At 57.5% G+C, this 11,190-nt stretch carries 11 protein-coding genes and 1 pseudogene; 4 read left to right on the top strand and 8 right to left on the bottom strand.

From position 1 onward, the window contains the following. Positions 1-888: pseudogene (locus WA354_RS11765) on the bottom strand (hypothetical protein); the annotation flags it as partial. Positions 889-893: 5 nt separating this feature from the next. After that, on the bottom strand, positions 894-1,484 hold the full coding sequence (locus WA354_RS11760; protein ID WP_472813204.1) for an anthranilate synthase component II: 591 nt from the start codon (positions 1,482-1,484) through the stop codon (positions 894-896). Between the two features lie 197 nt (positions 1,485-1,681). Here WA354_RS11760 and WA354_RS11755 point away from each other — a divergent pair, with 197 nt between their 5' ends. From WA354_RS11755 to WA354_RS11740, 4 genes are all read left to right on the top strand, one after another. Beyond that, on the top strand, positions 1,682-2,257 hold the full coding sequence (locus tag WA354_RS11755; protein ID WP_472813203.1) for a methyltransferase family protein: 576 nt from the start codon (positions 1,682-1,684) through the stop codon (positions 2,255-2,257). Positions 2,258-2,278: 21 nt separating this feature from the next. Next, positions 2,279-2,746 carry a MarR family winged helix-turn-helix transcriptional regulator gene (locus tag WA354_RS11750; protein WP_472813202.1) on the top strand — a complete coding sequence of 156 codons (468 nt, stop codon included), beginning with the start codon at positions 2,279-2,281 and terminating at the stop codon, positions 2,744-2,746. Then, positions 2,743-3,114 carry an acylphosphatase gene (locus WA354_RS11745; protein ID WP_472813201.1) on the top strand — a complete coding sequence of 124 codons (372 nt, stop codon included), beginning with the start codon at positions 2,743-2,745 and terminating at the stop codon, positions 3,112-3,114. Before WA354_RS11750 ends, WA354_RS11745 begins: the two co-directional genes overlap by 4 nt. 218 nt (positions 3,115-3,332) lie before the next feature. Continuing rightward, positions 3,333-3,881: an adenine phosphoribosyltransferase gene (locus tag WA354_RS11740; protein ID WP_472813200.1), complete on the top strand. Its 549-nt coding sequence runs from the start codon at positions 3,333-3,335 to the stop codon at positions 3,879-3,881. Between the two features lie 280 nt (positions 3,882-4,161). Here WA354_RS11740 and WA354_RS11735 read toward each other — a convergent pair whose 3' ends face one another. The 6 genes from WA354_RS11735 to WA354_RS11710 form a co-directional block, all read right to left on the bottom strand. Continuing rightward, the gene (locus WA354_RS11735) at positions 4,162-5,745 is read right to left on the bottom strand and encodes a methyltransferase domain-containing protein (RefSeq protein WP_472813199.1); all 1,584 of its coding nucleotides are present in this window, start codon (positions 5,743-5,745) and stop codon (positions 4,162-4,164) included. After that, positions 5,742-6,434 carry a PadR family transcriptional regulator gene (locus WA354_RS11730; RefSeq protein ID WP_472813198.1) on the bottom strand — a complete coding sequence of 231 codons (693 nt, stop codon included), beginning with the start codon at positions 6,432-6,434 and terminating at the stop codon, positions 5,742-5,744. Before WA354_RS11730 ends, WA354_RS11735 begins: the two co-directional genes overlap by 4 nt. A gap of 590 nt (positions 6,435-7,024) precedes the next feature. Then, the gene (locus WA354_RS11725) at positions 7,025-7,288 is read right to left on the bottom strand and encodes a hypothetical protein (protein ID WP_472813197.1); all 264 of its coding nucleotides are present in this window, start codon (positions 7,286-7,288) and stop codon (positions 7,025-7,027) included. A 312-nt stretch (positions 7,289-7,600) separates the two neighbouring features. Continuing rightward, entirely contained in the window at positions 7,601-8,080 is a 480-nt protein-coding gene (locus WA354_RS11720; protein ID WP_472813196.1) for a hypothetical protein, read from the bottom strand. An 80-nt stretch (positions 8,081-8,160) separates the two neighbouring features. Continuing rightward, entirely contained in the window at positions 8,161-8,967 is an 807-nt protein-coding gene (locus WA354_RS11715) for a response regulator transcription factor (protein ID WP_472813195.1), read from the bottom strand. Beyond that, positions 8,967-10,499: a sensor histidine kinase gene (locus tag WA354_RS11710; protein ID WP_472813194.1), complete on the bottom strand. Its 1,533-nt coding sequence runs from the start codon at positions 10,497-10,499 to the stop codon at positions 8,967-8,969. Before WA354_RS11710 ends, WA354_RS11715 begins: the two co-directional genes overlap by 1 nt. Positions 10,500-11,190 lie beyond the last annotated feature (691 nt).

Genomic DNA, 11,190 nt, shown 5'->3' with positions numbered 1-11,190 from the left:
GCCAGGAACTGCACCCGCAGGCCCGGGAGGTGCCAGCGGCACCAAGCCTGCGCTCTGTGCCTCGGGAAATTCATTGCTGTTGGGGTGCACCGGCGCCGGACAACCGCAGGATTCCTTCTCCTGATCCACGACCGCAAAGACGCTGCCGTGCTGGAACATCACGCGCTGTCCCGGCTGCACACGATAGATTCCGCCATCAAAGACACTCGTCACCAGCACGTAAGGCGCATTCACGCCGGCATTATCGACGCAGGTATCGCCATGCTGACCAAGGCGCACCTTCACATCCGCCGAACCCGGCGCTCCAATCAGGATGCGGAAATCCGGCGTTAGCAAAACATCAGAGTTGCGCCCAGCGGCGAAGCTCGCCTCAATCGCACCGTGATCGATCACCATCATCAGACCGGGCACTTCTCCCTGCGGTACGCTCGCATCCGCCGCCAGCTTCACTGTAGTCGCAGCACACACACGCAGAACACCACGCCGCGGCAAGGTCACCTCCGTCGTATTCGTGCCCGACGTGATAGCTCCATTGGTCGCGATCATCGCTCTTCCATTCGCCACCTGCAGCGCACCTGTCACCATGGCGGCGCTTCCAGGATCCTTGCTATCGAGTGGGACGATTGCGAGCGGCCCCGATTGAGTAGGCCCGTACTGCACTTCATTCTGTGGAGACGCGACTGGCACAGACGACTGCGTCTGTGCTGGAGGAACACTCGGAGCCTGTTGCGTTTGCGAAGGAACCGCGGGCGATGGCTGAGGTGCCTGCGTCGAAGGGGTAGGCTGCGATTGGGGCGATTGCGCCCAGGCAGCGGTTGCTACGCAAGCCGCGCCCATCGCAAGAATCCAGCGCAACATCTGCCTCGAGGGCCTTTGCGAATCGTGCATTGCGCCTACATTTCCAGGAAGTTGCGGATCATCTGGTGCCCGCCTTCGGTCAATACGGATTCGGGGTGGAACTGAACGCCCTCCACAGGCAAGGTGCGGTGGCGCAGCCCCATGATGACAGACCCGCCCTGCTTGCCGGTACCGTGGGCCTCAGGCGTGCGGGCGGTAACTACCAACTCCTTTGGCAGCGATTCTTCGGCCACGATCAAGGAGTGATAGCGAGTGCACGTGAGCGGTGTGGGCAATCCGGAAAAGACCCCCTTGCCATCGTGATCCACTTTGCTGGTCTTGCCGTGCATCAGGCTATGCGCGCGTACCACCTGCCCGCCGAATGCCTCTCCAATCGCCTGATGCCCGAGGCAGACGCCGAAAATCGGGATCTTGCCCGCCATGTGCCGGATCAGCGGAACGAGGATCCCGGCGTCTGCCGGCGTGCAGGGTCCCGGCGAAAGCAGAATGCGCTCGGGTTTCAGCGCTTCCACCTCTTCTACCGTCAGTTCGTCGTTACGCCGGACCTCAACGTCGGCTCCTAGCTCACCCAGGTACTGAACAAGGTTGTAGGTGAAGGAGTCGTAATTATCGAGAACGAAGACCATGGGTGAAACCAGTGTAGCGCGAGGGGCAATGAGCGGTGGGGCTTGTTCATTTCGCCTGTGCAGTTGCAGCGCCGGCCGCTGATAAGGCCGTGAGAAGAGGCGTTTGAATCGAAATCGCTTGACACATTCAAGAGTCAAAGGCAATATATGTCGTATACGACGTATCGTATGCGACGATATGCGGCGGGAGGTCGAATATGGCACATGCAACAGCTCTTTCAGTGATCGGCTACGTCTGGGAAGCACTCGGCCTGGTTTGGCTGGCTGGCTTGGCCTTCACCAAGCGCACTGTTCTCTCACAGGCGACCGGATCCCGACTCTTTCATATGGCGGTCATCCTTCTCGGGTTCACCCTCCTGGGGAGCACCCTCTTCAGCGCAGGATGGTTAGGCGAAGACTTTCTCGCTCCCAGTCAAGGCCTTCAGATCGCCGGCCTGATTCTCACCATCGGCGGCTGTCTTTTCGCCATATGGGCGCGCATCGCCCTCGGTAGGAATTGGAGCGGTCGCGCCACTGTCAAAGCCGGCCACGAACTCATAGTTTCCGGCCCCTATTCTCTTGCCCGCCACCCTATCTACACTGGCCTGCTGCTGGCCTCGGTCGGGACTGCTCTGGCATTTGCCGAGTGGCGCTGCATCCTTGGCCTTGCGCTGATCGTGTCGGGCTTCGCCGCCAAAATCGGCCAGGAAGAAAAGCTGATGATGCAGGCATTTCCCGATGCTTATCCGCGTTATCGACAACGCGTAAAGGCACTCATTCCCGGTCTTCTGTGAGACGCTTGATGAGGGTTGTTCATGGTTGAGCACGAAGGCTCGAACGCCGATCCGGAACTTGGCGCACAGGCAGAGAAGATGGAACGAGACCTGGGCGCCATTCGACAGGCGCTACGCCGTCCTCTGGATGCCGAAGTGGCCAAGGGCGAGCTTACAGCGCCGCAGACCGCTGTGATGCGTGAAGTGGTGCGGAGCGAAGGCATCAGTCTGCGCGATCTAAGCCGCGCTGTGAGCCTGGCGCACTCCACAGTCAGCGGCATCGTCGATCGGCTTGAAAAGCGCGGCTTAATTGAACGCCGGCCAGATCCAAATGACGGACGCGTGAGTTGCATCCATCCCACCGCTCCGGTTCGCAAATTTGTGCGGGAGCGCATTCCAAAACTGAATCGGGGTCCGCTCCTATCCGCCCTCGCACGTGCCACCGAGAAGGAGCGAAACACAATCTGCGTGGCACTGCGCCGTTTGAGGCAACTGCTGGAAGAGCGATGATCCTCAACGCTCTCCGCTGTTCAACGCACTCACGCGGCGATGGTTGCACACCCCGCGCCAGTTTTGAAACACTGGCTTTTGCCATTATGGTTCTCCACTTCTTAATTCAAGGTCGCGTGCAGGGCGTGGGCTTCCGCTGGTTCGTTCATCGCGAGGCCAGTGAGCTCGATCTCCGCGGCTGGGTGCGAAACACTGAAGACGGCGACGTTGAAGTGGTAGCCGCGGGCAGCACCGAAGATCTTGCCGAGCTGCGCAAGAGTCTTCGCCAGGGCCCGCGCGGCAGCCGTGTGGATCGCCTCATCGAGCACTACCTCGACGAGAGCGAAGCCAAAAGCCTGAATGCGTTCCGTATTGAAGGCGCTTGGTGAAGCGCTTCGCGCACTTGTAGTGAACAGTGATCAGAGGTCAGAAACGGGCACTCTTTGACACTATCTCGCTGATCTCCGGTTCACTGTTCACCGCCCACTGTTTACTGACCGCTGGTCCTCTATAATCTGTAGGGAAGCAAACCTGACAACCTTGCTGGTGCACTTCCGCATTTCCATCAAGCTGCGGCTTGAACAAGACTCGAGGAGCGAGCGAACGCATGCCCGAAGCAATCAAGCCCATTGACGTGGAAGACCTGAAGGCGCTGGTGCGCACTGTACCTGATTTTCCCAAGCCAGGGATCCTCTTTTACGACATCACGACGCTGCTGAAAGACAAAACCGGCTTCGCCAAGCTGATCGACTTGCTCGCCGCCCACTACATTGAGCACAATATCGATCTTGTGCTGGGCATCGAGGCCCGCGGCTTCATCTTTGGCCCGGCGCTCGCCTATCGGCTGAATGCCGGGTTCGTTCCTGTGCGCAAACCTCGCAAGCTGCCTGCACCTGTCGCACGTGTCACCTACGACCTTGAATATGGGTCGGACACCCTCGAAATCCATACAGACGCCATCGAGCCGGGGCAGCGCGTTGTGCTGGTCGACGACCTGCTGGCGACGGGAGGCACGATGGAGGCCACCGTGAAGCTGGTGAAGCAGCTCGGTGGAGAGATCGCCGGGCTGGCATTTGCGGTGGAACTCGACTTCCTGAAGGGGCGTGACCGCTTCAAGGAGTACGACGTCTTCAGCCTGCTGCACTACGACGAGTAAGGCCCTCAGCGTAAGAAATCTCCCCGGTTCAATATGTCAGGAAGCGCCCGGTCAGTACCGGTTTTGGACCAGGGGTACCCCGGCTTTGCCTAAGAAATCAGTTTGCGCTTGCCAGGAAATACTTAAAGTCCTTCTTCTCAAGAAGAGTGCCTTCCCACCTCTTCCCAGACAGCCGTTGAATTCTGACCAAGAGATGAAGCGTAGGGGCCTGAAGGCCTGGTTGCTTTCCCCTAGCCACGACATTCGTCACAGTTTGGAAAACTGTGGCGAGTTCGTCTAATTAGCTAACCATCTCAACCGCCATTATCTCCGGCTTCACTGGCTCGCCTCTCACCCAAGGTTTGCGGAATCTGAGCGCGTAAAATCTGTTCTTCCCCATAGGCTTCAAAAACTCGAGATGGGTCTCCAACATCTCCGGCGGGACCAGGTCGACCGGAGCGGTCACCGGTTCCTTGCGGTTCTTGAAGAAGGCGCTGGTGATTGGTCCGCGTTCATACAAGTCCTTCACATGCTCTTCGGTCTCGTCGGCAATCAGAATTTTGCTACCCGGTTTGGCGACGCGAATCATCTCGCGAATTGCCTTGGCGCGATCGTTGAAAAAGTTGATGCCGCCCACATGAAAGACCACATCGAAACTCTCGTCAGCAAACGGCAAACACTCGGCATTGCCCAGAAAGAGATCGCCCTGGAGTCCCCACCGGCGCAGGTTAGTCATGCATTTGGCCAGCATCTCACGCGAGAGATCGATGCCAGTGAGCGACACACCCGCCGGCAGGTATTTGAAGTTGAGGCCCGTGCCGACCGAGGTCTCCAGAACCGAATCTCCCGCCTTGACTTCGAGCGGGCTCATGTAGCTCCTCACATACGCGTCGCCATCCATGGCACTGCACGCACACACAACGCGCTGTATATCGTCATAAAAGCCGCCGATCGTCTCATAGAGGCGATTGTATTTTTGATTGTCGCCGCTCATATCGCTGGGAAGGCGCAGGTCCGGGATGTGGTTGCGAATAGGAAACCGCTCACCGGCGGACGTGACCAGCGACTGACTGCGACCCCGGCCGACAAGCTGCAACGCCTTGCCTGTGGCCGGGCTTTGCAGAATGCGCAGCGTTTCAGGCCGGCATTCCCAACCTCGGTCCTTCAGAGCTATGAACAGCGCCCAGCCGCTTAATACAATTGCCGCTGCAAAACAGAACCAGGCGTAACTCGTCTCTGGCAAGATTGATGCAAGCGCAGCGCTGCTTATCGTTCGAAGACCAGCGAGACCTGCGGCCAGCACGCATACCGTGCCAAGTAGACTCACCCCCTGCCGGATTCTTGCGGCGCGAGACTCGTGATACCACACCCACATGAGCGTTGCCGCAAACCAGTAGGTCAGGAACACTGGTGCGCCGCGTCCAAACAAGAAGCCAAGAGGCTGGAGTTGCAGACTCAGTTTCTCGCCTTGACCGGTCGCGAAGCCGGCCGGCAACCATGCGTTCGCAATCGTCGCGAAAAGGACGCCAAACATCGGCAATGGAAGAGTTGAAAACCATCCTGGCAACCATGGGCTCACCAACCGGTGAAAAGTAAAAGGAAGAGTGCTCAACACCATGGCAGCCATCGTCCAGCCCATGTACGCGGGCGCGGTACCGGAGCTGCCGTGCAGGAGACCATGCACCAGGTGCGGCAAGCCGAACAATAGTGCGAACCCAATCATCAATACGAATCCACGCCACACGCGTTGCGTCCCCGCAAGCCAGGTGCTCAGCACCGGACCGGTCCAAACGCCCACGGGCGTGAAGAAACCGAGAATGAAGATCGAGACAATTCCCCAGGCGACAATCTGCCGGCGGCGGAGAGTACTCGAGATTGCTTTCATTTTGAGACTTTTCTTTCTGACCTCGTGGTGCCGCGCTTACCGCGGATTGGCTTGTGGGAAGACGTGGATGTTTTTCTGGTGCGCGTTACCGGTGGTTGTGGACGCGCTGCAGGCGGTTGCGGCGATCCAGCGGCAGAAGCTTCATGGGCCGTGAGCGCAGCCAGTGCCTTCTCGCCCCACTCGAGGGCGGCGCAGGTCAGAGCCTTCCCCAGGCCCAGGGTCAGCATCCAGTAGGGCAAGTGAGGGTTGGCCGACTGCTGCGGAGGCACCGAGGCTTCAATCTTCGTCAGCACATCAAGCATTCGCCGGTTGCGGTCGTTCAAGTCGCGCAGGTGCACCGCGGCTACACCCGGCCCTGCCACATGGCCGAAGAACAGTTTGAGTAGAAATTCATTGCGCGGGGGCTCGTTGTAAAAAGGCAAAGCAAGCCACTGGCGGAGTGCCGTGCGACCCGCGTCGGTGATCACGTAGGTCTGGCGGCGCTTGCGCCCATTCGTTGAGGAATTGGTCGGCACGATCAGACCTTCGTTTGCCAGCCGCTTGAGCGCCGGATAAATCTGGCCGTAGCTCTCACCCCAAAAATACCCGATGCTGTTCTGGATGCCCTTGCGCATGTCGTACCCGGAGAGGTTTGGCTGAACAGAGAGACCGCCCAGGATCGCATACGAAGTGGAATTGAGACCTGACATATCTATAAGATACATCTTTCGGATATATTGTTCAATTTTGGCTGAAGATTTAAATACTCACCGAATGTCAGACACCGCGATAGCAGCGAATCCTACTGCGATTAGGCGCGGATTGAATCCGACAGGGCAGGTTGGCACTGCATCGTAAACTCCAAGCTCTTGCCCAAAAATTGATCGTGTTGCCCATGAAGTCAGTCGAAAAGCGCTGTTTTCATGGCAAACAGAACCATCGGCGATTTGAGACTTCCGCGTGGACGGTGACTCGACCAGAGCTCAAGAAGTCCGCATCTTTTACCTGCAGCTCTAGCGATCTTCGTATTCGCTGTTTGGTGCGACCGAATCGTAAAGCGCATAATGTCTGCCAACTATTCAGCCATGTTTTCCGACTAAGAAATAGAACGAACCATGCTGGGCCGAGGCGCGACCATCTTTCTCGGCCTGACAGCCGCTCTGTCGATCTGGGCCATCGTGCTCTACTTCTGGGACATTAACCTCGCTCAGCTGAGCCGAAGTGAATTCGAGGCTATTTCGTGGGGAGGGGCAGCGGCGGCAATTGGCTGGCCGATCCGGTCCAGACTTGCAACTCTGAATTATTTAACGGAACTGCCTCCGCTGGTAGTTCTTGCGGCCACGCCGAGTACGGCGGCCATGACAAGGATCGCCGTTGACGCCATCGTCCCGATGACGAAATCGCTTTCGCTCGAAACATAGCTGAGCGTATGGTGATTCACATCGTTCAGGACACTGACCATCGCCTGCGCCTGCTCTTTGGTAGCCCCGCTTTGCGCCAGGGTATTTGAAAATTGCTGAATGTCGCGATGCATTGCTTCGTCAAAGAGCCGGCTCACTTGCATTGAATGCCAATATGCAAGGGACATCAAGACTAGGATCCCAGCGAGCACAATCGAACTTTGAATCAAGACTCTTTTTAGCATTTACATCTCCTCAGTCGTCCATTTGGGGCGTTTTAGAGAGCTTATAACCTTAGGACCGATAGGCAGCGGGCAGGATTGCACGCGAATCACCGGCAAGGCTAAAGTAACCAAAAACGGGCTTACTTCTTCATTGGCGTGATACGCCCCAAAGGATCGAAAAGGCTCGCAACCGTTCAGCTCTTCTCGACCGACGGCGCAGCAGGCTGTAGCGTGCTCGGTCTCTGGCCTCGGCTACTGGGCGCCGGTGGCTGGTTTCTGTGTGAGTGCGGCGTCGATATCCTCCGCGCGCAGCACCGAGCGCGCCGAATTCCTCGGGTCCACACGCACCATCACCTTGAGGCCTTTGCATGAGTCTGCCCAGTCCTTCGCGTCATCGTCCGATCCAAAGGAGCGAGAGTAATCGCCCGACTGCGGTTCTGGATTGCGATACGAGTAAGTGAGCAACGCCTTGTGCTCGTAGATCGTCGGAGTCGGGGGGCCGCCTCCCGCGAGCGATTCGTCCTGCTCCCAGGTAGCGGTCGTCACGAGGTCGATTACCGCAGGAACCATCGGCCAATCGCGGGCCCATTTCTCTTCCCACCATTTGACCCAGTCTGGCCAACTGTTGACTCCGACCTGAACAAGGCCGATCAAAACAATACAAGCGAGGACAAACACCGGGAAGAAGTCGATCTTCGTCCCAAGCAGGACTATGGCAATTGGTGTGGTCACGTTCGTTCTCGAAAAGTCAGGCCATTATTGCATGGGAACTGAGTCCGCCTATCAGAGAATTTAGCTGTGCGTTTTCAAGGCTACAGGTCTTCTGGCATGGACGGAGAAGCCTGGGTCGCGTTTTCTGAAATTTCCTGAGAGTCCTGATTTTGAGCGATCGTGGCTTCTGCGGATTCCGCCTGGAGCATTTGCTGGTCGGCGAAGCGATAGCCAACGTATACATCCGTCAGGAGGTAGATGGGCTTCGATGGGTCGTCTTCAATCTTCTTGCGGAGCTGTCGGACGAAGGTGCGCAGATACTCAACCTCTTCGCGACAGTCCGCTCCCCAGACGGCCGTGAGCAGCTTGGCATACGAGACAACGCGTCCCGCCCGGCTCATGAGGCAATAGAGAATGTCGAACTCCTTGCGCGTGAGGTGGACGGCCTGGCCGCGCTTGGTCACGCTGCGCTTGGCCGGATTGAGAAGAATCTCCCCAATCTCGATGGGCGCATCTTCGGCACGAGCAGGCGCGTGAACCCTGCGCACCGCGGTGCGAATGCGGGCGATGAGCTCGCGCATGCTGAAGGGCTTGGTAACGTAGTCATCGGCGCCAAGCTCAAGCGCCTCGACCTTTTGTTCTTCGGCATCGCGCACCGTGAGCATCAGCACGGGCAGCCGCGGTGCAAAGGCGCGTATGCGGCGCAGTGTCTCAATTCCGCCGATGCCGGGCATGTTGATGTCGAGGAGCACCACATCGTATTGAGTGGAATGGAGCAACTGCAGCGCCTCTTCTCCGCGCGACGCTTCGCCGAACTGGAAACCAAGTTCCGCGAGGGGCGGGCGAAGTGCACGACGGATCGCAGGTTCATCATCGACAATCAGAATGCGAATAGCAGGCTGGTTCATTACGATTCCCTCTTTCGTGCCTGGGATGGTATGGCCGCATAAAACGTGTTGCCTTCATCCTGATCGCTGGTGACCCAGACGTGTCCATCGTGAATTGTCGCGGCACGCTTGGCCACCGACAAGCCAATTCCCGTGCCCGATGCGCGATTGGATGAAGTTGAAGAGCGATAGTAGCGATCGAAGATGCGCTCACGGTCGGCGATGGGAATGACGGGACCGAAGCTGTGTACCGAGAAGATCACTTCAGCTTTGGACTGAACCGCGCGAATGGTGATGGTGGTGCCGTAGATTGCATATTTACAAGCGTTGTCGATGTATTGCGATAACAACATGGTCATCAGGCGCCGATCGCAGCACAGTACCAGGCTGTCATCAGGCAAATCAATTGCCACCTTCATCGAGGCCAGCCGGTCACTGAGACTCGCGACAACCTCATCGAGCAGCGAGGCAACGCCTACGGGTATGGCGTGCACGGTAACTTCGCCTGCATCGAGGCGAGCGGTCGTGAGCAGGCGCGTTGTGAGATCGTTCAACAAGTCTGCCTGTTCATTGATCAAGGACACCAACTCGCTCTGGCCCGGGGAGAGCTTGCCCATCTCGTTGAGTCCTGTGGAGGCAGCACGAATGGCCGTAAGCGGAGTCTTGTACTCATGTGCCAGCGAGTCGAGCACCGTGGAACGAAGCTGTTCTGTCTGGCGCTCAGTTTCGATGCGGCTTTCGTTCGCGAAGGCGCGGTAGCGGTCGAATGTAACCGCAATCAAGGAAGCAATAGCGTTGTTCGTCAGCGGGCTCGTTTCACCGCGCAGCACAACCGAGCCGATGGGAACCGTTCCCAGCCGGACCACGCGCCGCGCGATGCCGGTTTCAGGGTCGTCGTCTGTGGTTTCGAAGTAGTAGACGTTCTGCGCAAGTTCCTGGGGATCAACGTTCCAATAACCGGCCTGGTAGATCTCGTGGAGATCCGCGTCAAATATGACGACGGCCTCGAGCGCGAAAATTTCGTGTACCAGCTCGGCGAGTTGGGCGCCCGGTTCCACGTGCAGGTTCATCTGAAGTGTGCGCCGCGTGAACTCGTAGAGGTCCTGCATCTGGCCGCCCCACGAATCGGTCGCGCGCGCGTGCTCGGTGACGCGTGCTGAGAGTCGGCTGATGACGAGCGCGGTCAAGATGAATGCAACAAGCGTGATTGCACCGGCCGAATTCACCGCCGGATTCAACCTGACCTGCCGTGCTCCGAAGTAGCTCTGCACCAAAACTGCCGAGAGCGAAACGATTACAGCCTGCCAGAATCCGCACCAGAGAGCTGTCGGCACAATGATCAACAAGTAAAGCAAGACTGCTACGGGAAGCAGCCACTGCAGCCAGTGCGCGAAGACTCCTACCAACGCTACGGAGGTAATGCCTAGCGCGCATTCGGTGGAGAACAGGAGTACCCGCAGACCGGAGCCACGCGAGCGTCGGCCTGCAAACGCGGCACGGAGAGGGATGTAGGTTCCTGACAACCGGCGACCAACCTTTCCGTCGAATGCCATGAGGTTGTGTCACCTCGGCAGTGTGATCAGCGCAAAAGATGCGCGCCGTATACGAACAATTTGGGTCTCTGCGGCTCGAGAAAAAGTTGTTCCTCTGAAACCTGCGCGTCGATCTCAGTCGAACATGCTCCGGCCTTCAGAGAGAATTCCCCACGTGCACCTTTCTTACCAGGTGGACTGGCATCGTCTGCGGGGAGATTGTTTTTAGATATTAACAGTTCCTGATTTGATTTTTATGCGCAGGAGCGTACTGGAGCAAATTCTCGGGCGCAATCGAAGCTCATGCAAAGCCGCGTCAATTCGAGCTTTGCGGCGCGTCGCGCAGGCAAATATAGAGTTTCTTTCTTTAATCTTGATCTCTTCTTTATGGATCGTTTGCATTACTAGTGTTAAGCCGCAGCGATGCATTCAAGAGAGGGAGCAGCGCTCGATGCGCATGACTTCACAATCTTTGCCAAGACGAGGTCGCATCCCCGAAGCGTCCCGGCATGGCCTGACTGAACGGTAGTCCGTACCAAAGAGATTGAGTCAACAACTCACTTCTCGCAGGGAAAATCTTCATCCGGGTCATATCTCAATCATGTCTAGGAGGATTCGTGTCGATAAATACTAAGTCGAGTCACATCATTCTTCAGTTACTTACCGGAGCTGCACTCTCACTGGCAATGGTGGCGGGTGCACAGACTGCGGC

It is taken from the genome of Occallatibacter sp., assembly GCF_049802275.1.
GTDB lineage: Bacteria > Acidobacteriota > Terriglobia > Terriglobales > Acidobacteriaceae > Telmatobacter.
Note: the sequence above shows the minus strand (reverse complement) of the source record. Positions and strands in the feature narration are given on the sequence as shown.

Coding starts and splice junctions, on each gene's coding strand:
- WA354_RS11740 (WP_472813200.1), top strand. CDS start 3,333: ATGCCCGAAGCAATCAAGCCCATTGACGTGGAAGACCTGAAGGCGCTG.
- WA354_RS11755 (WP_472813203.1), top strand. CDS start 1,682: ATGGCACATGCAACAGCTCTTTCAGTGATCGGCTACGTCTGGGAAGCA.
- WA354_RS11725 (WP_472813197.1), bottom strand. CDS start 7,288: ATGCAAGTGAGCCGGCTCTTTGACGAAGCAATGCATCGCGACATTCAG.
- WA354_RS11710 (WP_472813194.1), bottom strand. CDS start 10,499: ATGGCATTCGACGGAAAGGTTGGTCGCCGGTTGTCAGGAACCTACATC.
- WA354_RS11745 (WP_472813201.1), top strand. CDS start 2,743: ATGATCCTCAACGCTCTCCGCTGTTCAACGCACTCACGCGGCGATGGT.
- WA354_RS11735 (WP_472813199.1), bottom strand. CDS start 5,745: ATGAAAGCAATCTCGAGTACTCTCCGCCGCCGGCAGATTGTCGCCTGG.
- WA354_RS11760 (WP_472813204.1), bottom strand. CDS start 1,484: ATGGTCTTCGTTCTCGATAATTACGACTCCTTCACCTACAACCTTGTT.
- WA354_RS11730 (WP_472813198.1), bottom strand. CDS start 6,434: ATGTCAGGTCTCAATTCCACTTCGTATGCGATCCTGGGCGGTCTCTCT.
- WA354_RS11750 (WP_472813202.1), top strand. CDS start 2,279: ATGGTTGAGCACGAAGGCTCGAACGCCGATCCGGAACTTGGCGCACAG.
- WA354_RS11715 (WP_472813195.1), bottom strand. CDS start 8,967: ATGAACCAGCCTGCTATTCGCATTCTGATTGTCGATGATGAACCTGCG.